This window comes from Kitasatospora sp. NPDC022785, assembly GCF_055561295.1.
Map to the genome: position 1 here is coordinate 1 of NZ_JBVHHB010000032.1, position 23,291 is coordinate 23,291.

At 71.8% G+C, this 23,291-nt stretch carries 21 protein-coding genes; 13 read left to right on the forward strand and 8 right to left on the reverse strand.

Translation table 11 applies throughout. The annotated features are described in order from the left end of the window. Nucleotides 1-611 precede the first annotated feature (611 nt). Complete coding sequence (locus tag ACZ3YO_RS34640) at nucleotides 612-1,190, forward strand: LppU/SCO3897 family protein (RefSeq protein WP_465577522.1); 579 nt, start codon at nucleotides 612-614, stop codon at nucleotides 1,188-1,190. 135 nt (nucleotides 1,191-1,325) lie between these two features. Here the strand turns inward: ACZ3YO_RS34640 and ACZ3YO_RS34645 are convergent, their stop codons facing one another. The 3 genes from ACZ3YO_RS34645 to ACZ3YO_RS34655 form a co-directional block, all read right to left on the reverse strand. Further along, the gene (locus ACZ3YO_RS34645) at nucleotides 1,326-2,096 is read right to left on the reverse strand and encodes a CDP-alcohol phosphatidyltransferase family protein (RefSeq protein ID WP_465577525.1); all 771 of its coding nucleotides are present in this window, start codon (nucleotides 2,094-2,096) and stop codon (nucleotides 1,326-1,328) included. Between the two features lie 254 nt (nucleotides 2,097-2,350). Then, complete coding sequence (locus tag ACZ3YO_RS34650; RefSeq protein ID WP_465577527.1) at nucleotides 2,351-3,043, reverse strand: YidC/Oxa1 family membrane protein insertase; 693 nt, start codon at nucleotides 3,041-3,043, stop codon at nucleotides 2,351-2,353. A 118-nt stretch (nucleotides 3,044-3,161) separates the two neighbouring features. Next, complete coding sequence (locus ACZ3YO_RS34655) at nucleotides 3,162-3,455, reverse strand: DUF6412 domain-containing protein (RefSeq protein WP_465577530.1); 294 nt, start codon at nucleotides 3,453-3,455, stop codon at nucleotides 3,162-3,164. Between the two features lie 191 nt (nucleotides 3,456-3,646). Here ACZ3YO_RS34655 and ACZ3YO_RS34660 point away from each other — a divergent pair, with 191 nt between their 5' ends. Then, nucleotides 3,647-3,931 (forward strand): type II toxin-antitoxin system Phd/YefM family antitoxin, encoded by a 285-nt coding sequence (locus ACZ3YO_RS34660; RefSeq protein ID WP_396322684.1) that lies wholly within the window; start codon nucleotides 3,647-3,649, stop codon nucleotides 3,929-3,931. Continuing rightward, nucleotides 3,924-4,346: a PIN domain-containing protein gene (locus ACZ3YO_RS34665; RefSeq protein WP_465551570.1), complete on the forward strand. Its 423-nt coding sequence runs from the start codon at nucleotides 3,924-3,926 to the stop codon at nucleotides 4,344-4,346. Before ACZ3YO_RS34660 ends, ACZ3YO_RS34665 begins: the two co-directional genes overlap by 8 nt. Nucleotides 4,347-4,383: 37 nt before the next feature. Here ACZ3YO_RS34665 and ACZ3YO_RS34670 read toward each other — a convergent pair whose 3' ends face one another. Continuing rightward, the gene (locus ACZ3YO_RS34670; RefSeq protein WP_465577533.1) at nucleotides 4,384-5,487 is read right to left on the reverse strand and encodes a Gfo/Idh/MocA family protein; all 1,104 of its coding nucleotides are present in this window, start codon (nucleotides 5,485-5,487) and stop codon (nucleotides 4,384-4,386) included. Between the two features lie 546 nt (nucleotides 5,488-6,033). On the opposite strand from ACZ3YO_RS34670, the gene ACZ3YO_RS34675 reads away from it, so the two are divergent. The 4 genes from ACZ3YO_RS34675 to ACZ3YO_RS34690 all read left to right on the forward strand — a co-directional run bounded on the left by ACZ3YO_RS34675 (nucleotide 6,034) and on the right by ACZ3YO_RS34690 (nucleotide 10,331). Next, nucleotides 6,034-6,813, forward strand: a complete 780-nt coding sequence (locus ACZ3YO_RS34675) for an HAD-IIA family hydrolase (RefSeq protein ID WP_396322681.1) — start codon at nucleotides 6,034-6,036, stop codon at nucleotides 6,811-6,813. Between the two features lie 302 nt (nucleotides 6,814-7,115). Continuing rightward, nucleotides 7,116-8,195, forward strand: a complete 1,080-nt coding sequence (locus tag ACZ3YO_RS34680; RefSeq protein WP_465577536.1) for a low temperature requirement protein A — start codon at nucleotides 7,116-7,118, stop codon at nucleotides 8,193-8,195. A 186-nt stretch (nucleotides 8,196-8,381) separates the two neighbouring features. Further along, nucleotides 8,382-9,059 (forward strand): uracil-DNA glycosylase, encoded by a 678-nt coding sequence (locus ACZ3YO_RS34685; protein WP_465551589.1) that lies wholly within the window; start codon nucleotides 8,382-8,384, stop codon nucleotides 9,057-9,059. Between the two features lie 201 nt (nucleotides 9,060-9,260). Next, on the forward strand, nucleotides 9,261-10,331 hold the full coding sequence (locus ACZ3YO_RS34690) for a glycoside hydrolase family 6 protein (RefSeq protein WP_465577538.1): 1,071 nt from the start codon (nucleotides 9,261-9,263) through the stop codon (nucleotides 10,329-10,331). A gap of 39 nt (nucleotides 10,332-10,370) precedes the next feature. Here ACZ3YO_RS34690 and glxA read toward each other — a convergent pair whose 3' ends face one another. The 4 genes from glxA to ACZ3YO_RS34710 all read right to left on the reverse strand — a co-directional run bounded on the left by glxA (nucleotide 10,371) and on the right by ACZ3YO_RS34710 (nucleotide 16,716). Further along, a complete protein-coding gene (gene glxA, locus ACZ3YO_RS34695; protein ID WP_465577541.1) occupies nucleotides 10,371-12,302 on the reverse strand; it encodes a radical copper oxidase GlxA in 1,932 nt (643 codons plus the stop codon). A gap of 32 nt (nucleotides 12,303-12,334) precedes the next feature. Beyond that, nucleotides 12,335-14,458: a glycosyltransferase family 2 protein gene (locus ACZ3YO_RS34700; RefSeq protein WP_465577544.1), complete on the reverse strand. Its 2,124-nt coding sequence runs from the start codon at nucleotides 14,456-14,458 to the stop codon at nucleotides 12,335-12,337. A gap of 666 nt (nucleotides 14,459-15,124) precedes the next feature. Further along, the gene (locus ACZ3YO_RS34705; protein WP_465577659.1) at nucleotides 15,125-15,715 is read right to left on the reverse strand and encodes a 3-oxoacid CoA-transferase subunit B; all 591 of its coding nucleotides are present in this window, start codon (nucleotides 15,713-15,715) and stop codon (nucleotides 15,125-15,127) included. Between the two features lie 239 nt (nucleotides 15,716-15,954). Then, nucleotides 15,955-16,716, reverse strand: coding sequence for a CoA transferase subunit A (locus ACZ3YO_RS34710; RefSeq protein WP_465577547.1), 762 nt, complete (start codon nucleotides 16,714-16,716; stop codon nucleotides 15,955-15,957). A gap of 304 nt (nucleotides 16,717-17,020) precedes the next feature. Here ACZ3YO_RS34710 and ACZ3YO_RS34715 point away from each other — a divergent pair, with 304 nt between their 5' ends. The 6 genes from ACZ3YO_RS34715 (at nucleotide 17,021) to ACZ3YO_RS34740 (ending at nucleotide 23,198) form a co-directional block, all read left to right on the forward strand. Next, entirely contained in the window at nucleotides 17,021-18,319 is a 1,299-nt protein-coding gene (locus ACZ3YO_RS34715; RefSeq protein ID WP_465577550.1) for a substrate-binding domain-containing protein, read from the forward strand. 98 nt (nucleotides 18,320-18,417) lie between these two features. After that, on the forward strand, nucleotides 18,418-19,227 hold the full coding sequence (locus ACZ3YO_RS34720) for an ABC transporter ATP-binding protein (RefSeq protein WP_465577552.1): 810 nt from the start codon (nucleotides 18,418-18,420) through the stop codon (nucleotides 19,225-19,227). A gap of 137 nt (nucleotides 19,228-19,364) precedes the next feature. Continuing rightward, nucleotides 19,365-20,168, forward strand: coding sequence for an ABC transporter ATP-binding protein (locus ACZ3YO_RS34725; protein WP_465577555.1), 804 nt, complete (start codon nucleotides 19,365-19,367; stop codon nucleotides 20,166-20,168). Next, entirely contained in the window at nucleotides 20,168-21,034 is an 867-nt protein-coding gene (locus tag ACZ3YO_RS34730) for a branched-chain amino acid ABC transporter permease (RefSeq protein ID WP_465577558.1), read from the forward strand. The genes ACZ3YO_RS34725 and ACZ3YO_RS34730 overlap by 1 nt, the downstream gene beginning before the upstream one ends. A gap of 167 nt (nucleotides 21,035-21,201) precedes the next feature. Next, nucleotides 21,202-22,293 carry a branched-chain amino acid ABC transporter permease gene (locus tag ACZ3YO_RS34735; protein ID WP_465577560.1) on the forward strand — a complete coding sequence of 364 codons (1,092 nt, stop codon included), beginning with the start codon at nucleotides 21,202-21,204 and terminating at the stop codon, nucleotides 22,291-22,293. Further along, nucleotides 22,290-23,198: an alpha/beta fold hydrolase gene (locus tag ACZ3YO_RS34740; RefSeq protein ID WP_465577562.1), complete on the forward strand. Its 909-nt coding sequence runs from the start codon at nucleotides 22,290-22,292 to the stop codon at nucleotides 23,196-23,198. The genes ACZ3YO_RS34735 and ACZ3YO_RS34740 overlap by 4 nt, the downstream gene beginning before the upstream one ends. Nucleotides 23,199-23,291: the final 93 nt, after the last annotated feature.

Here is a 23,291-nt window from a genome sequence, read left to right on the forward strand (position 1 = left end):
ACGGCGGCGATCGGGGCGGTGGTGGCGAACTTCTGCATGGTGTGCTCTCCTGCGCTCGTTGTTTCTAACGAGGGAAAAGCTACGTTGCGTTCGCGAAGTCCGCAACAGATTCGTTGCACGCAAACATCATCACTGCAGGTGAGAGGCATAATATCGTTGCAGCCGTCCTGAATCTAACGCAATGACAGATACCGATCGCGTTGCATTGGACTGGAAGTGAACGCTATGCGGCGCCGGGCGGCGGGTCCGGCCCTTCGGCGGATTGCACTCGGGCCGACCGGTGGCCTCGCCCGTACGGAGATCGCCCGACGCCTCGGCCGCCCCGTCCTCGCGGGCCGGGGTCATGGCCGCCGAGGTCGCGCTGAACGCCACCGCGGGCGCTGTTCCTGTGTCGGTGCGGGTGTCAGGGAGATCCCGTGGGTGCGGAGTGAGAGAGCCGTGTCTCTCCCAATGCCCTTGCTTCGCAGGCGATATGACGCAGATGTTGCCGTCGGCCGGTGTGACGCCACCGCGGCCGGGCTGATGATCGTCGGGCTCCGGCCGGACGGTAGCCTGCATCGGTCAACAGTGTGTTGACCGCCCATCATGCAGTCGTCACGGGGATATCAGTCATGTCCGCACCGCCGCCCTACCAGAACCAGCCGCCTCAGCAGGGCTACGGTTACGCACCGCCGCCGCAGATGCCGTACGGGCAGCAGCCTCCGTACGGACAGCAGCCGCAGTACGGCCAGCCGTCCCAGTACGGTCAGCAGCCGTACGTCGCTCAGCAGCCGTATGCCGGCCAACAGCCGCCGGCGCCCCGGCCTCCCCAGGGGCCGCGGCGCAGGAGTCCGTTGCATTCACTGCTCTCGATCGCGATCGTCCTGGCGGTCTTCGGCGGCGGCGCCTGGTACGTGTGGAAGTACAACACGGATCCCAATGGCGGCAAGGCCAAGGCGGAGGCCACGCGCTCCGCGCAGGCGGAGGAGAACAAGAAGTACGAGCCGAAGGTCGGTGACTGCGTCAGGATCCAGGACCCCCAGGGCTCGCCGCTGCCGGTGATCGTCGACTGCAAGTCCGCCGAGGCCCAGTACAAGATGGCCGACACCCTCTACGGCCCCGACCGGAGTTGCGGGTCGGCGTACGACTACGGGATCAAGTACTCCAGCAGGCGAGCCGCCGACTACACCTTGTGCTTCAAGAAGGTCTGATCATCGCCTCGCGCTCCGGCTGGGTTCCGGCTGGGTTCCGGCCGTGGTCCGGCCGTGGTCTGGCCGTGGTCTGGCCGTGGTCCGGCCGTGCTCCGGCGGTGGTCCGTGGGTGCGGGCCTCGGCCGGAACCGGTGCTCAGCGCAGCCGGGACGAGGACAGGATCGACGCGAGGTGCGCGACCACCATGCCCCAGGTGATCACCGCGATCGCGGCGAGTGCCACCCGGGTCGGGCCGATGTCGCCGACCGCCGCGTCGGCCACCGCCGTCGCCAGCAGCACCAGCGAGGCCTCGATGCCGTTGGTCACCCGGTGGATCTTGAATACGGACGCCAGCCGGCGCGCGGTGGCGATGCCCTGGGAGCGCGGCTGGGTCGACTCCTCGTCGGCCGGCGCCAGCCCGCTCCGGGCCCGCGCCACGTCCACCAGGTCGGTCGAGGCCTTCAGCAGGACGACGCCCAGCGCCGTCGCCAGCCCGACCGACACCCACAGCTCCGACCCACCCCGCGCGGCCCGCACGCCGGCGCCGACCATCAGCGCCGCGTCGGCCAGGTACGCGCCGAGCCGGTCAACGTAGACGCCCGCCGTGCTGAACTGGCGCTTCCAGCGGGCCACCTCGCCGTCGACGCAGTCGAAGAGCAGGAAGCCCTGGAACAGCACCGCCGCCAGCACCGCGCCCGTCAGCCCCGGAATCAGCAGGGCCGCCCCGGCGCCGACGCCGCAGACCACCATCACCCAGGTCAGGGTGTTCGGCGAGACGGACGTGCGCACCAGCTGCCGCGTCGTCCGCAGCGAGATCGCCCGCATGTACAGGCGGCCCGCCCAGTGCTCGCCATTGCGGCTCTGCAGCTTGGCCTGCGGCTGGCAGACCTCCCGCAACTCGGCCAACGACGGGGCCGCGACCACCATGACTTCCTCCACCTGTCCCGCCGGACTTCGCAACGATCAGCACAGGCTACGACCTGCCTTGACCGGGGCCCCGGCCGGGTCTCGGACGCGGGGACGGAGATCCGCCGCATCACGCGGGCCGCCGTGGTCATGGCCGCCGGGCACCTCTCCGGGCCCTGACGGCCGCGCTCGCGGAACGGGCCCGCGAGCGCGGCTGGGCTCGGACGCCGGGCTCGGAACCCATGGCTCGGACCCGTGCCTCGGACCCCGGCGGCTCAGACCAGGGCCGGAACCGCCTCCGGCACCGGCGCGCCCCGGTGCAGCCAGGCGCGTTCGGCGGCGGACCAGGCGGTCGTCGTCACCAGGTAGATCCCGGCGGCCAACGGCACCAGCGCGGCGAACAGCACCGTGCCGAACGACAGGTACGGCAGGAACGCCGTCCCCGGCTGCGGGGTCGCCTGGAGCGCCTGCGCCCGGCGGGCCCGCCGGAAGCCGACGTACGCGACCGCCGCCAGCGCGGCGTACAGCATCCCGAACACCGCCCACTGGGCCGGGCCCTGCACACTGCCCACGTGCAGGCCGAGCGGGACGCCGAACAGGGTGTGGCCGAGCAGGTCGTTCGGGGTGGTGAAGAGCCGGTACATCACCGAGAAGAACGGGATCTGCACCAGCATCGGCAGGCACCCCGCGAACGGCGAGGCCTTCTCCTCCTTGTACAGCTCGGCCAGCGCGGCCTGGAGCTTCTCCGGCTTGCCCTTGTGCTTGCGGTTCAGCTCGGCGACCCTCGGCGCGAGCCGCGCCCGCGCCTTCTCCCCGCGCGCCGCGGCCCGCGCCAGCGGGTGCAGGGCGAGCCGGACGCAGACGGTGAACAGGACGATCGCCAGCGCGGTCGGCAGGACCTGGGCCAGGGCGGCGACGACATCGTGAGCCAGGCCGACGGCCGGGTCGAGGAGTGCGAAGACGGACATGGTGATGCGAGCCCTCCGGGGTCTCAACGTCTCAGGACATGAGTGATCTACGGAGGACGGCCGCGTTCGACGGCTCTCGGAAAGAGCTCTCGGAAGGAGCTCTCGTCATGAGGGAGGGTTACGCGGCCGCCGGGGCCGCACCCGGCGCCCTGGGGCGTCGCCTGCCCCGGGCGTCCGGATCGCGCTGCGGAAGGAAGGCGGTCCGGAACGCACGCCTGCGCAGTGTCCCGTCCAGTACGGTGGCCGGCGCCCGCGCGCCGAGCAGCCGCGCGGCGGCCAGCGTTCCCGCCACCGCACCGGCCACCAGGACCACGGCTGCGGCGGCCGCCACCGAGGTGAGCGTCCCACCCTCGGTGAGCACCTCCCCGGTCAGCACCCGGAGCATCCCGAGCAGCATCGCGACGAATCCCACGGCGTGCTCCTCTCTCGCGCTCCGGTCACCGGCTTCGGACGTTGACGACGATCGTACGGCCTGCGGAGTTCCCGTGCGTCGGGATCGTCAGGAACGATCATCGTCCGCACTCGTACCACCCGTGCAGGAGGGGCGCTTTCGCGGGTCCGTGCGCCGTAGCCAGAGGGGCTACGCGGGGCTACCTTGGAGGGATGAAGACGATTTCCCAGCGGGAGTTCCGGAACAACTCCGCCGCGGTGATGGATGCCGTGGAGGCGGGGGAGACCTTCCACATCACCAGGAACGGGGTCGAGGTGGCGGAGCTGCGGCCGGTGGCGGGGCGGCGGCGGCTCACGGCGGAGGAGCTGGTGGCCCGCCACGTGAAACTGCCGCGGGTCGACTACCAGCAGATGCGCAAGGAGGCCGAGGAGTACTTCGGCCCCGAGGAGCTGGTGGGGGACGAGGGCGACGACCCGTTCGAGCGGCGGCGTGGCTGAGCGGCGCAGGGCGTCCCGGCGGCGGCCGGCCGGGGTGCTGGACACCTGCGTCTACATCGACCTGGCACTGCTCAACCCGGCCGAGCTGCCGGCCGTGCCAGAGCTGACCGCGATCACCTTCGCCGAGTTGCAGCAGGGCGTCTCGATGGCGCGCGACCCGGCCAGCCGGGCGGCGCGGCTGGAGGTGCTGGGGGCGGCGATGGCGGACTTCGACCCGCTCCCGTTCGACGCGGCGGCCGCCGCCCGGTACGGGACGCTGGTCACCCTCACCATCGCCGCCGGCCGCCAGCCGCGTCCGCGCCGGATCGATCTGATGATCGCCGCGGTCGCCTCCGCGCACGGGCTCCCGCTGTACACGCGCAACGTCGCGGACTTCCGGGGCCTGGGCTCGGCGGTGGAGATCATCGGGATCTGACGGCCGGGCCGGGGTGCGGCCGCCGCGAAGGGACGGGTCAGTCGAGCCGGACGGTCGTACCCGTGGCGGCCGAGGTGCGGGCGGCCTCCAGGACGGTGAGGGTGGCGGCGGCGTCGCGCGGGTCGACCGGGGGCGGGGTGCCGGGGGCGGCCAGGGCGGCGGCGATTCCCGCGTAGTAGGCGGGGTAGTCGCCCGGGTCGGTGCGGACGGGGGCGGCGGCCTCGTCGGTGCCCAGGGTGCCGTAGTGGGAGGGCTGGTCGGCTCCCCAGGGGACCCCGGCGCGGCCGGTGCCGTCCGGGCGGTGGCCGGCGCGCAGGTCGGCCTCCTGCGGGTCCATGCCGGACTTCATGTAGCCGGCGGTGTCGCCGAGCACCCGCAGCCGCGGGCCGGCCAGCGGGGTGATGGCACTGGTCCACAGGTGGGAGCGGGTGCCGGAGACGTGGGTGAGGGCGAGGAAGGAGTCGTCGTCCACGACCGCGCCGTCCCGGCGGACGTCGACCTCCGCGTACACCGTCTCGACCGGCCCGAACAGGGTGAGCGCCTGGTCGACCAGGTGGCTGCCCAGGTCGTACAGGGTGCCGCCGACCTCGGCCGGGTCGGCCAGCTCGCGCCAGCCCGCCTTGGGCTTGGGCCGGAACCGCTCGAACCGGGACTCGAAGCGGTGCACCCGGCCCAGCGCGCCCTCGCGGACCAGCCGGGCGGCGGTGAGGAAGTCGCCGTCCCACCGGCGGTTCTGGAAGACGGAGAGCAGGACGCCCTGGGATTCCGCCAGTTCGCAGAGCGCCAGCGCGTCGGCGGCCGTGGCGGCCAGCGGCTTGTCGACGACGGTGGCCAGCCCGGCGTTCAGCGCGGCCCGGGCGAGCGGGACGTGGGTGCGGTTGGGAGAGGCGATGACGACCAGGTCGAGCGCGTCCGGGTCGGCGAGCAGCTGCTCGGGGGTGTCGACGGCACGGGCGCCGGGGTGTTCCCGGTGCAGCTGGTCTCGGCGGTCGGGGTTGGCGGTGACCACCGCGTCCAGCCGGAGCCCGGGGGTGGTGGCGATCAGTGGGGCGTGGAAGGCGGAGCCGGCCAGGCCGTAGCCGATCAGGCCGACGCGGAAGGGGCCGTCGTGGTGAGGGATGGGGCGCGAGGAGGGGCTCATGCGGCTTACTCAATCACGGTGCGCCCGGTTAGCCCTGGTTTCGGTGCGTTGCGCCCCGCGCTCGCCGGGAGGGCCCGAGGGCGCGGTCTCAGCATGCGCGCATTGCCGGGGGTGCGGAGGCGGCGGCGGGGAGGCGTCGGCGCACGGGCAGGGCGGGGGGACTCCTGCAAGGGAGCGCGATGAGGGTGGTGTCGTTCACGCCGGCCGGGGGTGCGGGCGTGCTGAGGGGCGATCAGTGCGGTTGGGGGCGGCTCAAGGAGCCGTCGAGACGGGCGCGGGCCGGTCGGGTGCGAAGGGCCGCCGTCTCGGTGGGCGGCCGTTTCGAAGGGAGCCGTTTCGGTGGGCGGGACATGATGCCGTCGACCTGGTGTGCGGATTAGGCTGTGGCCCGTTGGGGCAGCCAGCAGGACCCCCGGCGGTCCGGTGTCCCGAGGAGGGCCCGGCCGGTGGGAGGCGCAACGGTGACGGCGGTGCGCCGCGGATTCGTACGACCATCGCTAGACGTTGCAAGAGCACGACCCTTGCAAGACTTCGGGAGACACGCACGTGGCAGACCGCAAGCCCATCGAGTCCTGGCTGACCGACATGGACGGGGTCCTCATCCACGAGGGCACGCCGATCCCCGGCGCGGAGGAGTTCCTGCGCCGGCTGCGGGAGTCCGGCAAGCCGTTCCTGGTGCTGACCAACAACTCCATCTACACCCCGCGCGACCTCAGCGCCCGTCTGGCCGGCATGGGCCTGGAGGTGCCCGAGGAGTGCATCTGGACCTCGGCCCTGGCCACCGCCAAGTTCCTCGAGGGCCAGCGCCCGGGCGGCACCGCTTACGTGATCGGCGAGGCGGGCCTCACCACCGCGCTCTACCAGGCCGGCTACGTGCTGACCGACAACAACCCGGACTACGTCGTCCTCGGTGAGACCCGCACCTACAGCTTCGAGGCGCTCACCAAGGCGATCCGCCTGATCAACCAGGGTGCCCGCTTCATCTGCACCAACCCGGACGAGACCGGCCCGTCGACCGAGGGCGTGCTGCCGGCCACCGGTTCGGTCGCGGCGCTGATCACCAAGGCGACCGGCGTGGAGCCGTACTTCGTCGGCAAGCCCAACCCGCTGATGATGCGCGAGGCGCTGAACACGGCGGGCGCCCACTCGGAGACCGCCGTCATGATCGGCGACCGGATGGACACCGACATCGTGGCGGGCATGGAGGCCGGCATGGAGACCATCCTGGTGCTCACCGGCCTGACCGCCGCCGCCGACGTGGAGCGCTTCCCGTACCGGCCGACCCGGGTGGTCAACTCGATCGCGGACCTGGTCGACCTGGTCTAGCCTCACCACTGTTCGTTTCCGGGCCCTGCCCTGGCCGTCCGGCCGGGGTGGGGCCCGCGTGTTGTGCCTAGCTGTTGCGTGTGCGGAGGAGGGGGCGGATGAGCACGACGACGGAGTCCGGCGGGGGCTCTACGGGGGAGTTCGGCAGGCGGTCCACGGGGGAGTCCGGCGATGACTTCGCCGGGCAGCGCACGGAGCCGGTGACCGGACCGGTGACCGAGCCGTTAACGGAGCCGGTGACCGAGCCGAGGGCCGAAGCGAGGGCCGAAGCGAGGGCCGAGCCGTTCACCGATGAGAAGCGGGTGACCTGGGCGGAGCTCTACTTCGACCTGGTCTTCGTCTTCGCGATCACCCAGGTGTCCGGCCTGCTGCACCACCACCACGACTGGGCGGGCGTCGCGCAGGCCCTGGTGGTGTTCGTGCCGGTCTACTGGTGCTGGGTCGGCACCACGGTGCAGGCCAACATCCGGGACGTCGACACCCCGCGGGACCGGATCGGCATCCTCGGCGTCGGGCTGGCCGGCCTCTTCATGGCGCTGGCCGTGCCCGGCGCGTACGAGGGCCGGGGTGTGCTGTTGGGCGCCGGGTACTGGGCGGCCCGGGTGGTGCTGTTGGTGATGCTGATCCGCGTCCCGGGCGTCTGGCGCGGGCCGTACGGAGTGGGCGTGCTGGTCAGCGGACCGCTGCTGGTGGTGGGCGGGGTGCTGCCGGAGGGGCCGCGGATGGTGCTCTGGTCGCTGGCGGCGCTCTGCGACCTGTCGGGGCCGGTGCTGTTCCGCAACCGCCTCGCCAAGGTGGCCTACCACCCGTCGCACATGCCGGAGCGGTTCGCGCTGTTCCTGCTGGTCGCTCTCGGCGAGTCGATCGTCGGAATCGGCGCCACGGCCGCCGGCGCCCGGCTCGACGCGGCCGAACTGGGCGCGGTGGCGGCGGCGTTCACCATCTCCTGCGGGCTCTGGTGGCAGTACTTCGTCTATGCGGCGGACGCCATGCGGCATGCCGTCACCGTGGCGGACTCGCGCCGGGACGTGATCCGCCGGGTGTTCCAGTACGGGCACCTGGCGCTGGTGGCCGGGGTGATCGCGGTGGCGGTCGGCTTCGGCGAGACGGTGGCCGACCCGCGACAGGTGCTCGGCGCGGGCTCGGTGGCGCTGCTGTACGGGGGCTGCGGGCTGTACCTGCTGACCTTCGGGTACACCCGGTGGATGATGTTCCGCGCGGTGTCGACGACGCGGATCGTGGCGGCGGCGGTGGTGCTGGGGCTGGTCCCGGTGATGGTGCGGCTGCCGGCGCTCGTGGTGCTGGTGACGCTCGCGGTGCTGCTGGTGGCGCTGAACGTGGTCGAGCACCTACGGGTGGGGCGGGCGGCTCCGGCGGAGTGAAGTGTCAGTCGGGCTGTGTAGCGTTCGGGGTGGAAAGTGGGCGTGCGGCGCGAGACCGCGGTGCGTCCGAGGGACGGGGCGGTGCGGCGGTGAGCGGCCGTCCGGTGGGAGGTTGATGTCGTGACGGACACGGTCGAGGCGGAAGCGGTCGAGACGGGCGTGGGCGAGGCTGGAGCGGGTGCCGGGCTGGAGCTGCCCGAGGCCTGGCGAGAGGTGCTGGGCGCCGAGACGGAGAAGCCGTACTTCGCCGAGCTGGCGGCCTTCGTGGCGGCCGAGCGCGCGGAGCACCAGGTCTTCCCGCCGAGCGGGCAGGAGTTCTCCGCGCTGGAGGCCACCCCGTACGAGAAGGTCCGCGTGCTCGTCCTCGGCCAGGACCCGTACCACGACGACGGCCAGGCCCACGGCATGAGCTTCTCCGTGCTGCCGGGCACCAAGACGCCGCCGTCGCTGCGCAACATCTTCAAGGAGCTGGATGCCGACCTCGGCATTCCGGCGCCGGACAACGGCTACCTGAAGCACTGGGCCGAGCAGGGTGTGCTGCTGCTCAACGCGGTGCTCACCGTGCGCGCGCACGAGGCCAACTCGCACAAGGCCAAGGGCTGGGAGAAGTTCACCGACGCGGTGATCAAGGCGGTGAGCGCGCGCGAGGAGCCGGTGGTCTTCGTGCTCTGGGGCAACTACGCGAAGAAGAAGCTGCCGCTGATCGACACCACCAAGCACGTCGTGGTCCAGGGCGCCCACCCGTCGCCGCTCTCGGCCAAGCTGTTCTTCGGCAGCCGGCCGTTCTCGCAGATCAACGAGGCGCTGGACGGTTTCGGCGTCGACCCGATCGACTGGCAGGTGCCGAACCTCAAGCAGGGCTGACGGCCTCGCGATGACCTGATGCCTCGTCTACTCGGCGCCGATGCCCGCTGTTCACCGGCCTCGGCCGCCGGTCGGTACCCGGTGTGCGAAGCTGGGTGCCGACCGGGTCGCCGGACCGGGTCTTGGGAGGGGCGGTACGTGCGCCGGGTAGGGCGAGGAGCGGGGTTCCGGCTGGCTGCGGGGGCGGCTCTGCTGGGGCTGGTGGCAGGCGTTGCGGGGTGCAACGGCGGTGGCGCGTCCGGGGGTTCGGGCGGCGGTTCGGGTACGGGGGCGGCGCCTGCGCCGACCGGGGCCGGTGCGGCGGGGGGTACGGCGGGTTCGGCCGGTTCGGGGGAGACGACCGGTTCGGCCGGCGGTGCCGCCGGAGGGGCGTCCGCCGCCGGGCTCGCCCAGCTGCCGGGCCAGACCTTCTACGTCTCCGACCAGACCTCGGCCGCCCAGCAGCTCGTCACCCTGCGCGGCCAGGGCCGGGCGGCCGAGGCCGACACCCTGCTGAAGATCGCCGCCCAGCCCTCCTCGCAGTGGCTCGGCGACCAGGCGGCCAAGGGCATCGTCGAGCAGGTGAGCCGCCGGGCCGCCGCCGTGGACCGTACACCGGTCTTCGTCGCGTACAACATTCCGCACCGCGACTGTGGCCAGTACTCGGCCGGCGGTGCGTCGGACGCCGCGGCCTACCGCTCCTGGATCACCGGCCTGGCGGAGGCGTTGGGCGATCGCAAGGCGTGGGTGGTCCTGGAGCCGGACGCCGTCGCGCACACCCTGGACGCCTGCGGGGTGAAGGGGGTGGCCGCCGCCGAGAGGTACGGCCTGCTGGCCTTCGCCGTACAGGAGTTGAAGAAGCGTCCGCAGGTGCGCGTCTACCTGGACGCGGGCAACCCGGGCTGGGCACAGGACCCGTCGGCGATGTCCGACGCCCTGCGCAAGTCCGGTGTCGCGATGGCGGACGGCTTCGCGGTCAACGTCTCCAACTTCTACGGCACCGACCGGAACGCGGCGTACGGCGCCGAGCTCTCCGCCGCGTTGGGCGGGAAACACTTCGTCATCGACACCAGCCGCAACGGCAACGGCCCGCTGAGCGGCGACGCCTGGTGCAACCCGCCCGGCCGTGCGCTGGGCGAACCGCCCACCACCGAGACCGGCCGCTCCGGCGTCGACGCCTACCTCTGGATCAAGAACCCCGGCGAGTCCGACGGCGAGTGCGGCCGCGGCGAGCCCCGGGCGGGCGAGTTCTGGCTGCCGTACGCCCTGGGGCTGGCGCGCGGGGGCGCATAGCCGCCCTGCGGAGGCCGGCTGTGCGGTCACCCTGATCGGTCAGGCCGTCACCTTGATCCACCGGGCCACCGAGGGGGTGCCGGAGCCGTCCGTCACGAACAGCATGTACCAGCCCGGCGGGAGAAGGTCCGGGTTGGCGGGAAGGGTGAGCGCGACGCCGCCGTCCGAGCGCGCGCCGACGTCCAGGGCCACCGACCGCTGTTCGACGTCGGTCGCGTGGGTGACCGAACTCGGCCGGACCAGCTTGGCGGTCACCACGCCGTCCGGCTTGGGGGACTTGACCGTGATGCCGGTGCCGAGCCGCGCGGTGGCCGGCGCGTCGGTCAACTGCGGGCGCTCGCCGTGGAACAGGTACGGCGGTGTGTAGATCTCGATCCGCTGCTCGAAGGTGCCCGGCTCGGTGTCGGCCTTGTCGGCGAAGAGCGGGTTGGAGCCGAGGACCACCACCCGGCCGTCGGGGAGCAGCAGCGCCTCGGAGTGGTAGTTCCGCCCGACGGTCGGCTCGGCCGCGGTGGTGAAGGTGTTGGTGTCCGGGTGGTACATCTGCGCCTTGAGCAGGTCGCTCTTGTGCTTGCCCCGGTAGTCGCTGGAGCCGCCGGTGGTGAACACGGTGTCGTCCGGCAGGATCACGCTGTTGAGGTAGCGGGTGCCGCCGGCCGGCAGGTCCGGGCCGGGGGTGAAGACGGGCTTGGCGGCGGAGAGGTCGGCGATGTCGGTGCGGGCGGTGGAGAGCGGGGACTCGCCGACGCCTCCGCCGCCGAGCACCATCACCTTCTGCGTCTGGGCGGGCGGCAGCAGTACGGAGGACGAGGTTTCGGTGAGAGCGGGGTCGCGCAGCCCCGGCACCGGCTGGAAGCTGTTGTCCCCGAGGTCCCAGAGCCCCGGCTCGCGGCCCTTGTCCGCCGGGCCGTAGCCGGCGTTGGAACCGGAGTAGAAGAGCTTGCCGGAGGCGGTCAGGAAGATCGACGGGTAGGTGGGGAAGTAGTGGTCGGGTGCCTTGGACCAGGTCTTGTTCGCCGGGTCGTAGATCTCGTTGTCGTTGCCGCTGAGGATCTGTCCGGTGTCGTCCAGCCCGGAGACGGTGACCACCCGCCCGTCGCCCAGCCCGGTGAGCGTCGGGTACCAACGGGCGTACGCCATGTCGGTGACCTGCTCGTACATCTCGGTGTCCGGGTTGAACTCGAAGGCGGAGCGGATGCCCTGGAAGTCCTGCTTCTCCAGCGTCATGCGGTCGGCCATGCCGTAGAGGTTCCGGGCCTCGGCGCCGCTCAGGCCCTTGATCGCGTACTGGGCGGGGGAGTTGTTGACGTAGTCGGCGCCCTGCGCGACCGCCTCCACGAAGACGTGCTGCTCGCTGGCCTTGACGACGGTGCGGTCGCCGGCGCCGGTCTTGACCGCGGCCGGGACGGTCACCTCGGCGGTCGACACGTACGCGCGGCCGTTCGGGGCCGTGAACACGGTGCCCTTGGGGAACGTCCGGGCCGCGTCCGGGTTCTCGTTGCGCACCCGCATGGTGCCCGCCGCCTTCTTCACCGCGCCGTCCAGCGCCTCGTACCGCTGGGTGCCGCCGGCCACCAGCAACCGTCCGTCGGGCAGGGCGGTGTGGCCGCCGCAGAACATGTCGGCCGGGGTCGGGACCACCTTGTACGTGTTCCTGGCCGGATCCCAGAGCACGCTCTTGAAGCTGCCCGCGTCGAAGCTGCGCTGGTCATTGCCGGAACCGGCGATGATCAGGACCTTGCCGGTGCGCAGCAGGCTGGCGTGGATGGCGTTGATCCGGAACGCGGCGGGGAGGACGACGGTCTGCCAGTGGCCGTACTCGGCCTTGTACTCGGGGCGGTTGATCACGTAGTCGTGGTACTGCGCGTCGGCGAAGCCGAGCACGGCCGGAGCGTTCATCCCGGCGACGGTCAGCGCGACCGTGCTGCCGAGGGCGAAGCGCCTGGTGCGGCCGGCGTTGCGGATCTTCACGGTGGTTGGTCCCCTCGTGCTGCGGGTGCGGTTCAGCGTGTGGTGGTGGGCGCCGGGGCGGGTTCGGTACGGCTCTGCGCGGGGACGACCGGGGCGGTGGCGGCGGGCTTTGCCGGGGCCGTTGCTGCTGAGGTCGTCGCGGCGCCGGTGACCGAGAGGGTGGACGTCGGCCGGGCCCGGCGGCGCCGGACGGCGTCGGCGGCCAGTACGAGCATCGGCAGCACGCTGAGGAAGAACGCCAGGCAGGCCCAGGTGCGCATGGCGACGTGATCGTGTCCGGTGAAGAAGGACGCGGTGACCGCGCCGCCGAACACCAGCGCCCAGAACAGGTGGATCCGGAACGTCGCCACCCGGTCCGGGCTGGCCGAGTCGCCCTTCGGTGTCACCACGAATCGACTGCGGAGGCGAAGTGCCGCCTGCAGAAACGATGCTGCGTAGATCGGCCCGCAGAGCGCCGACATCACCATCCCCGCGACTCCGGACGACCCGGCCGGCTCGTGCGGGCTCACGTTGTGCTTCCGGTTCCAGGTGTAGAGCAGCACCTGGAGGGCGGCCGCGTCGCTGTACAGCATCATCCAGATCTCGGACGACACATGGACGCCCGATGCCCCGAACCCCAGGTAGAGCACGCTCGACACGCCGCCGAGCAGCCAGGTCAAGGCCGCCATCGGGTAGAAGCAGACCATCAGCGTGTAGTTGAGCAGCCGGCCGGGCGACAGCCGCCAGGCCGCCCGCCAGTACTGGGTGAGCAGGGTCTCGTAGGTGCCCCGGCTCCAGCGCAGTTGCTGGGAGAAGAAGTCGGTCCAGGACGACGGCCCCTCGCCGACCGCCAGCACGTCAGGCGTGTAAACCGACGTCCAGCGCGCGCCGGTGGCCGGGTTCCGGCGGCGGTGGAACTCCAGTCCGGTCGCCATGTCCTCGGTGATCGAGTCGTACAGGCCGCCGATCGACTGCAGCGCGCTGATCCGAACGGCGTTGTTGGTGCCGACGAACATCGGTGCGCCGTAACGGTTCCCGGCCCGTTGGATCAGCGCGTGGAACAGGAACTGCTGGCTTTCCGAGAACTTGGTGACCGCCGACCCCGAGCTGCGGTAGTTCCCGTAGACCTGCGGCCCGACCACGAACGCGACGTCCGGGTCGCGGAAGTAGCCGAGCATCCGCTCGCAGAACTCCGGTAGCGGGACGTGGTCGGTGTCCACCGAGACCCAGAAGTCGTAGGCGCCGCCGTGGGCCTGGAGCCAGCTGTTGTAGTTGCCGTGTTTGGTCTTGGCGCGAAACCGGCCCTTGGACTGGTTCCACTGTTCGACCCCGCGCCGGCTGAAGTGCCGTGCACCGAGCTCGGCACAGAGCGCGCGCATAGCAGGATCGTTTCCCTCGTCGAGCAGCCACACGTCGTACGGACCGTCGTGCCGGACGGCCAATGCGGCGGTGAGCGTGGTGCGCACCATCTCCGGCGGCTCCTTGCCCGGCACGCAGGTGGTGATGAATGCGACCCGGGTGCCCGCCTCGGGTGTGACCGGGACGGGGTCGCGGGCGACCAGGGTGGCGTGGGTGTTGGAGACCACGTTGACCAGCCGGAACACCTCGACCACCGCGATGATCCCGATCATCACCTTGTCGCCGAGCAGCAGCCAGGCGTGCGTCTCGCCCGGCCGGACCGGCCAGTGGCCGGGGAGCAGCAGCCAGACGAGCAGCACCGCCTCGACCAGCGGCGCGGCCAGCAGGAGCAGCGCCGCCCGGATCCGGTGCGGCTCGCGGCGCAGCAGGCTGCGGTACTGGACGCGGTAGGGAGGGGCGGACGCCTCGGCGGGCTCGAACGCTTCGGTGGGCTCGGGGTCGGTGGTGGGATCAGTGGCCTTGGCGGGATCGGTGGCCTTCGCGCGAGCGGTGGCCTTCGCGCGATCGGTGGTCTTGGCGGAATCGGTGACTTCGGGGGTGGTGGCCGGGCCGGCCAGGCGACTGAAGTGGACGTAGTCGTAAGGGGCTTCGGGGACCGGTATGGAGCGAAGGTCGTCCTCGACCGTGGCTTCCGGAGCGGCGGCCTCCGGAGCGTGTATTGCCGGGGTGGGTGTCTGCGAGGTGGGTGTCTTCGGGGTGGGTGCTTCCGGGGCGGTTCCGGCTTCGGCGTCCGTCTGTCGCGAGAACAGCTTGATCATGTGTGGCTCCCCCCGTGGCCGGCCGCTTGCGCCGGCCGTTCGTGCGTGCTCCGACCGGGGGTGTGCGACCTGGAGTCCCGCGCTGCGAACTGCGCGCGCCGGGATCGAGCGCTCCCCCCAGAGCCTTGCTTTCGAAGCAGAACACCGCCCGGTGAACTGCGCCGTTTCCAGGCAGTTTCCGGGCCATCAATCATTAAAACGTATACGATCGATTTTGTCGTGTATCTGCGTGGCTACCTCGAATGCGGGATCCCCGCTCGTTCTCCGGACTCCCCTCCGGGGGTGCGGGACCCTTGGCTTCCCCAACTCTCCCGGAGCGCAGGCGTGATCGCAACCGATCTGAGAAATGATCATTGCGCAAGCATGAAGATATGACGGTTCCCGGCCATTCGGGTCGCCGACGGTGCTATGGGGATGGATTCACATTCGGGCATTCGGGGTCGGTCGAATAAATGCGCGAAGGCCGGACCGCCGCGCGGGCGGGCAGTCCGGCCTTCGTGTCTCCGCATGTCGCCGCCGGGGTCGCCGTCGCGTGCCTCTCCCGCGCGTCCGTGCTCGCGTCTACGTAGTCGGCGTGTCCGTACGTCGCGTGTCCGTACGTGGCGTGTCCCTGCACGCGTGTCCGTCCTTCTCGTCTTTGCGTGCGTGCTGCTGGGGCGGTCGTTCTCAGCCGATCGGCAGAAGGTGTGGCCCGGTCGCCGCCCGGACTTCCTCGAATCCCACCCCCGGGGCCGTCTCCACCAGGCGCAGCCCGGCCGGTGTGACGTCGATGACCGCCAGATCGGTGACGATCCGGTCGACAACCCGTCGGCCGGTCGCCGGGAGCGAGAGCTCGCCGACGATCTTCGGCGAGCCGTCCTTCGCCGTGTGCTCCATGACGACGATCAGCCGGCGGGCGCCGTGCACCAGATCCATGGCGCCGCCCATGCCCTTGACCATCTTGCCCGGGATCATCCAGTTGGCGAGATCTCCGGCGGCCGAGACCTGCATCGCCCCCAGGATGGAGACGTCGATCCGGCCCGCCCGGATCATGCCGAAGGAGAACGCCGAGTCGAAGTACGAGGCCCCGGTGGCGACCGTCACGGTTTCCTTGCCCGCGTTGATCAGATCGGGTTGCTCGGCCCCGTCCTCCGGGTACGGGCCGACGCCCAGGATGCCGTTCTCCGAGTGCAGCACCACGTGGACGCCGGACGGAAGGTGATTGGGGATCAGGGTCGGTAGGCCGATGCCCAGGTTGACGTACTGGCCGTCCCTCAGCTCGCGGGCGGCCCGTGCGGCGAGCGCGTTCCGGGGGTCGAGTGGGCCGCGCGGGTCGAGCGGGTCGCGGGGGGCTGGTGGGCTTCCGGGGGCGAGCGGGGTGGGCGCCTCTGCGGGGTGGGTGGGCGCCAGGGCGGACACGGCGGAGGTCGGCTCGGCGGACGTGGCGGAGGTCGGCTCGGTGGACATGGCGGAGGTCGGCTCGGTGGTCTCGGTGGTCGTCCTGGTGGTCATCGCGGTCAGGCCTCCTGAGGTGCGGTGCGAACGGTCCGACGCTCTATGCGGCGGTCCGCGGGATCGGCGGCGACCACCCGGTCGACGTACACGCCGGGGAGGTGGACGGCGTCGGGCCCCAGCTCGCCCGGCTCGACGATCCGGTCCGCCTCGACCAGGGTGATCCGGCCGGCCGCCGCGCAGAGCGGGTTGAAGTTCCGGGCGGCCGCGTGGAAGACGCAGTTGCCGTGCCGGTCCGCCACCTCGGCGCGGACGAGGGCGAAGTCGGCCGTGATGGCCTCCTCCAGCAGGTAGCGGCGGCCTCCGAACTCCCGGACCTCCTTCGGCGGTGAGGCCAGTGCCACCGAGCCGTCCGCCCCGTACCGCCAGGGCAGCCCGCCTTCCTCGACCTGGGTGCCGACCCCGGCGGGGGTGAAGAACGCCGGGATGCCGGCGCCCCCGGCCCGCAGCCGCTCGGCGAGGGTGCCCTGCGGCGTCAGCTCCACCTCCAGCTCGCCGGAGAGGTACTGCCGGGCGAACTCCTTGTTCTCGCCGACGTAGGAGGAGGTCATCCGGGCGATCCGCCCGGCCAGCAGCAGCAGTCCGAGCCCCCAGTCGTCCACCCCGCAGTTGTTGGACACCACCCGCAGGCCGGTGGCGTCCGTGGCGGCCAGGGCGCCGATCAGGGTGCTGGGGATGCCGCAGAGGCCGAAGCCGCCGACGGCCAGCACCGCTCCGTCGGGAATGTCCCCGACCGCTGCGGCGGCGGAGTCCAGGACCTTGTCCAAAGGGTCACCTCGTGAGGGGGGAGTGGGTGAACGGGGGTGGGTGGAGCGAGGGGAGTGCCCTCGCCCGCCACCACCGTCACCGTGCGCACCCTGCCCGTGCCATGGCGGGCGACGCCACGCGAGTACGCCGACCCGTGGCGGCCGCCCACACCGGGTGATCGCCGGTGGGCCGCAGGTGCGGTGGTATGGCGGTCTCAGCCATATCCGGGCGGGCTGATACGTCGACCGGGCACATGTTGCAGCTTTCGCGCCGCACCTACGGTTCCGGCATCCACCCCCGCAGCACCCCCAGGAGTCGGTCATCATGCGCAGCTCGACAGCCCTCACCAGGACCGCCTCCGGTGCCTCCGCAGGCGCAGCCGGAGCTGCCGGCACGGCCCGCAAGGCGGCTGCCGGCCCCGGCCGCAGACTTGCCGCGATCGCGGCCTGCGCCCTCCTCGCGGCCGGCTGCGCCAAGGCCGGTACGGCGGGCACCACCGCGGCGGACGGCGGCGGTTCCAAGGGCCCGGTCAAGGTCGGGCTGGTGTACTCCAGGACCGGGCCGCTGGCCGCGTACGGCAAGCAGTACCTGGAGGGCTTCATTGCGGGTCTGAACTACGCGACCAAGGGCACCGGCGCGGTCGACGGGCACAAGATCGAGTTCGAGGAGCAGGACGACGCGGGTGACCCGGCCAAGGCGGTGTCGGCCGCCAAGGACCTGATCGGCAAAGGGCACAAGATCCTGGCCGGCTCCACCGCTTCGGGTGTCGCCCTCCAGGTCGGCCCGATCGCCGCCCAGAACAAGGTGCTCTTCATCAGCGGCCCGGCCGCCGCCGACAAGGTCACCGGGTTGAACAAGTACACCTTCCGTTCCGGCCGCCAGTCCTACCAGGACATCAGGACCGCGGCCTCGTTCATCGGTGATGCCAAGGGCAGGAAGGTCACCGTGCTCGCTCAGGACAACGCCTTCGGACAGGCCAACGTGGCCGCCGTCAAGGCCGTGCTCGGCGCCCAGGGCGCCACGGTCGACGCGGTGCTCGCCCCGCCGAGCGCGACCGACCTGACCCCCTTCGCCACCCAGGCCAAGACCGCCAAGCCCGACCTGCTGTTCGTCGCCTGGGCCGGCGACACCTCGTCGGCCCTGTGGACGGCGCTGAACCAGCAGGACGTCTTCGCCGAGACCAAGGTCGTCACCGGCCTGGATCTCGCCGCCTCCTACCCGCTCTTCGGCCCGGCGGGCGAGAAGATCTCCTTCCTGGACCACTACTTCGGGGGTGCCGCCGGCACCCCGGTGGAGAAGGCCATGGACGAGGCCGTCACCGCCGGGGGCGGCAAGTCCGACATCTTCACCCCGGACGGCTTCACCGCCGCCCAGATGATCGTGCACGCGATCGAGGCCAACCACGGCTCGACCGATGACACTTCGGCACTGGTCAAGTCGCTGGAGGGCTGGAGCTTCGACGGGGTGAAGGGGCGGGCCACGGTGCGTGCCGAGGACCACGCCCTGCTCCAGCCGATGTTCCAGGTCCGGTTGACCGGTACCGGCGCTGCCGCCAAGCCGGCCGTGGAGAAGACGCTGACCGCGGACGAGGCGGCGCCCCCGGTCACCCCGATGGCGGGCTGATCCCGATGCCCGGTCCTGCTTCGTCCGCCATGGGCACGCCCTCGCCCGCTGGGCCCACGCCCGCGTCGGCCGGGGCCACGCCCTCGCCCACCGGGGTCATGGCCCCGCCCGCCGCGGCTACGGCGTCATTCACCAAGGCCGCATCCTCGTCCGCCGTGAGCACGCCGGTGCTGCGGCTCACCGGCCTCGGCTGGTCCGTCCGCGGTGTGCCGATCGTCGAAGACGTCTCCTTCTCGGTCGGGGAAGGCGAGTTCATCGCCTTCATCGGGCCCAACGGTGCCGGCAAGACCTCCCTCTTCAACCTGATCTCCGGTATCTACCCGGCGAGCCACGGCACCCTCGAACTCGACGGCACCGACATCACCTCCGAGGCCGTTCACGCCAGGGCGCGCCGCGGGCTCGGTCGTACGTTCCAGACCTCCTCTCTCTGGCCGGGCATGACGGTGGCCGACCACGTCCGGCTGGCCGCCCAGGCCGCGGCCGGGCCGCGGGCCTCGTACCGGATCTGGCGCCGCGCCGACCGCTACGCGGAGCAGGTGTCCGAGACCCTGGAGCGCACCGAACTCCGGCACCGGGCAGGCGCCTTGGCGAGTTCGCTCTCCCACGGCGAGAAGCGCAAGCTCGAACTCGCCGTCCTGCTCGTGTCCGACCCGCGGCTGATCCTGCTGGACGAGCCGATGGCCGGGGTCAGCGCGGAGGAGGTGCCGGCCCTCACCGAGCTGATCCGCTCGGTGCACCGCGACCTCGGCCGCACCGTACTGATGGTGGAGCACCACATGGATGTCCTGCTCGGCCTGGCCGACCGCCTGGCCGTGATGCACCACGGAACCCTGCTCGCACTGGACACCCCTGAGGCAGTGATGGCGGACGCCACGGTGCAACAGGCCTACCTGGGCGAGGCGCTGTGACCGACTCTGCCTTCCCCACTGCCTCCTCCGGTGCTGTTACCGGCGGGCCGGCGGGCGTCGCCCACACCGCCGGGCCCGGTGCCCCATCCGGAGCACCGGCTGTCGACGGGGCCCTCCTCTCCGTTCGCGATCTGCGGGTGGTCATCAACGGACTGCACATACTCCACGGGGTCGACTTCGACGTGGCGCCGACCGGCGTCACCGCGCTGCTCGGACGCAACGGCGCGGGCAAGACCACCACGGTCAAGGCCGTGATGGGCCTGGTACCGCGCACCGGCGGCGTGCTGTTCGCGGGTGCCGAACTCTCCTCTCTGCCCACACACCTCGTGGTCCGCCAGGGCATCGGGTACGCCCCCGAGGACCGCGGTATCTTCGCGGGTCTCACAGTCGCCGAGAACCTGCGTCTGGCCGAGCGGGACCACGACGCCGAGCCGGCCTACCACCTCGTCCATGAACTGTTTCCCGAACTCAAGCAGCGGGCCCACCAGCTGGCCGGAACCCTCTCGGGCGGCCAGCAGCAGATGGTGGCGATCGGCCGGACCCTGCTCAACCGCAACCGGCTGATCATCGCCGACGAGCCCACCAAGGGCCTGGCGCCGAAGATCGTGGCGGAGGTGGCCGACGTGCTGGCACGCGCGGCCGAGGCCGTGCCCGTTCTCCTGGTCGAGCAGAACCTCGCCCTCGTTCGCCGGCTCGCCGGTACCTGCGCCGTGCTGGCCGACGGCCGCACCGCCCACCGGGGCGGCACCGCCGAGCTGTTGGCCGACGAGGCGGCGGCCCGCCGCCTGCTGGGCGTCGGCAGCCGCCGACCCGGAGCCGGCCCCGTGGTGACCGCCCCTCTGCCGGCCGGCGCCGCGGTCGCCGGCCATCAGGTGACCGGCTCCCCGGCGGCCGGCCAGGCTCCACCCGGCCCTGCTGTCACCACGGAGGTGAACCCCTGATGGACACGATCGTCCTCCTCACCTGTACCGGACTCGGTCTGGGTGCGCTGTACTTCCTGGTGGCCTCCGGTCTCTCGCTGATCTTCGGTCTGATGGACGTGCTCAACTTCGCGCACGGCGCCCTGCTCTCCATCGGCGCCTATGCCACCTGGTGGGCCGGCACGGAGGCCGGCTTCTCCTTCTGGCTCGCCGTGCCGTTCGGCACGCTGGTCGGGACGGCCGCCGCCGTCCTGCTGGAGCTCTTCCTGATCCGGCCGCTCTACAGCCGACCGCGCGACCAGATCCTCGCCACCGTCGGCGTCGGGCTGGCCGTGCCCGCTCTCCTCATGGGCATCTGGGGCGCGGACGCCCGGCCCTTCCCGCAGCCGGAGCTGCTCTCCGGCACCTGGCGCCTGTTCGGTGCGACCGTCCCGGTCAACCGCTTCGTGCTGGTGGCCGCGGCGGCCCTGCTGCTGCTCGCTCTTCGGTTGTTCCTCGCCCGTACCCGCTACGGGCTGATCGTCCGCGCCGGCGTCGAGGACCGGGCGATGGTCACGGCGCTCGGCATCGACGTCCGCAAGGCGTTCACCCTCGTCTTCGCCCTCGGTGGCGCCGCCGCCGCTCTCGGCGGTGCCCTCGGCGGCCTCTACTTCGGCTCGGTCAACCCCGGCCAGGGGACCAGCCTGCTCATCTTCGCCTTCGTCGTTGTCGTGATGGGCGGTATGGGTTCCGTCACCGGGGCCGCCATGGCCTCGGTCTGCGTCGGCCTCGTCCAGCAGTTCGCCAACTACTACACCGCTGCAGGGCTCGGCGACCTGTCGGTCGTCGTCCTGCTGGCCGTACTGCTCCTCGTACGACCCCGCGGACTCACCGGGAGGCTCGCGTGAGCACCAACACCTCCACCACGAGCACCGGTGGCACCGCGGCCGACCGCACTGCCGCCACTTCAGCAGGGGGGACTGACACCAGCCCTGCCGAGAGACATTCTGGACGGACGGGCGAGGCCGGCGCCATCCCTCGAACAGGTGAATCAATCACTGAGCGCTCGACAGCGGTGCACCGAGCGCTACGCTGGTGGCCGATCGCTCCGCTGATCCTGCTCCTTGTCGCCCCATACAGTGCGCTTCCCGTCCCGGGACTGCTCGACGGCCCGCTCGGCAGCCCCGGAAGCCTCCAACTCATCGCCCTGTGCCTGCTCTACGGGGCCCTCGCCACCGGCTACGACCTCCTGCTCGGCCGTACCGGACTGCTCTCCTTCGGCCACGCGCTCTACTTCGCGACCGGCCTCTACGCCACCAACCTCGGCATGCTGGAGCTCCGACTGCCGTTCGCCGCGGCGGCACCCTTCGGCGTCGCCTGTGCCGTCGCGCTGGCCCTGCTGCTCGGCTCGGTCAGCCTCCGCGTCACCGGCATCGGGTTCTCCATGGTCACCCTGGCCTTCGCGCAGGCCGGTTCGATCCTCGTCCAGCGCAACCCCGGCGGCGTCACCGGTGGCGAGGAGGGCCGGTCGGCACCGGCCGACCAACTGCCCTCCGCCTTCCTGGGCATCGAGAACACCGCCAACCTCTACTGGATCGCCGTCGCCTACCTGGTGCTCACCCTGGCTGCGGTCCACTGGGCCGTCGGCTCCCCGGCCGGGCGGGTCTGGGAGGGCATCAAGGAGAACGAGCGCCGGGTCGAGGTGCTCGGACTCCGCCCATACGGCTACAAGTTGATGGCCTTCGTCCTCGCCGGAGCCCTCGCCGCGGTGGGTGGGGTCGTCTACCTCCTGCTGACCGGTGGGGCCACTCCGCAGGCCGCCACCTCCGACGCCACGCTCTCACTGCTGGTCATGGTCGTCCTCGGTGGATCCGGTACCCGCTGGGGGCCGCTGCTCGGCGGCGTCATCTACACCTGGGCCGGTCACCGGCTCGGCGACCTCGCCAACTCCGAGACCATCGCCGGCCTTCCCGCCGTCCTGCGCGTCCCGCTCTCTCAGCCGCTCTTCCTGCTGGGCGGCCTCTTCGTCGCCGTGGTCTACCTGCTGCCCGGCGGCCTGGCCAGACTGCCTGCCCGCATCCGTGTCGCCCGCTCCGGCCGATCGGCCCGGGCCACCGGCCACGCCGGTGCCCCCGGTGCCCGCCCCACAGGAGGTAACCCCGCGTGAGCCGGTCATTCCCGCAGCCCGAGCAGCTGGCGGTCCCCGTTCCCGGCGGCGACTTGGCGGTGCTCCGCTGGCCCGCCGCCGTGCCGGAGGCGCCGACCGTCGTGGCGGTGCACGGCATCACCGCCAACGGCCTCGCCTGGTTCGAGGTCGCCCGCAGGCTCGCCGGCCGGGCCACACTGCTCGCACCCGACCTGCGTGGACGCGGGGCCAGCCGGACCGTGGGCGGGCCGTACGGCCTGGCCCGGCACGCGGACGACATGGCCGCGCTGATCACCGCGCTCGACCTGGGGCCGACGCCGGTCGTCGGGCACTCCATGGGCGCCTGGATCACGGCGCTGACGGCGGTGCGCCACCCCGAGCTGGTCAGCCGCGTGGTGCTGGTCGACGGGGCGGTCAGCTTCCCGCTTCCGGAGGGCGTCCCGGAGGAGGAGGCGCTGGCCGCGGTGCTCGGCCCGGCCCTGGCCCGGTTGTCGATGACCTTCCCGGACCGCGCCGCCTACCGCGCGTTCTGGCAGCAGCACCCCGCCTTCGACGCCGACTGGTCGGAGGAGATCGATGCTTACACCCAGCGCGATCTGATCGGCACCGAGCCCGAACTGCGTTCCGCCTGCGTCCTGGAGGCGGTTCAGACCGACGGCGCGCAGGTCCTGCTGGACCAGGACGCGGCCGCCGCGGTGCACCGGCTGCCCTGCCCCGGTGAACTGCTGTGGGCGGAACGCGGCCTGCTCGACGAGCCGCAGGGCCTCTACGACGACAAGCGGATCGCGATGGCAGGCCTGGACAAGGCCCGGGTGGTGGCGTCGTCGCTGGTGCCCGACACCAACCACTACTCGATCCTCTGGGGGCGGGCCGGCAGCGAGGCCGTGGTTCAGTGCCTCCTCGGCACCGGGCCGGCGGCCGGGTAGCAGTCGGGGAACCGGCAGGCAGGGCTGATTGTTCCGGACTCGTCGGCCGGTCCGTCGCGGCGGTGTCGGTCGGTGTGTCACGGCTGTACCGGC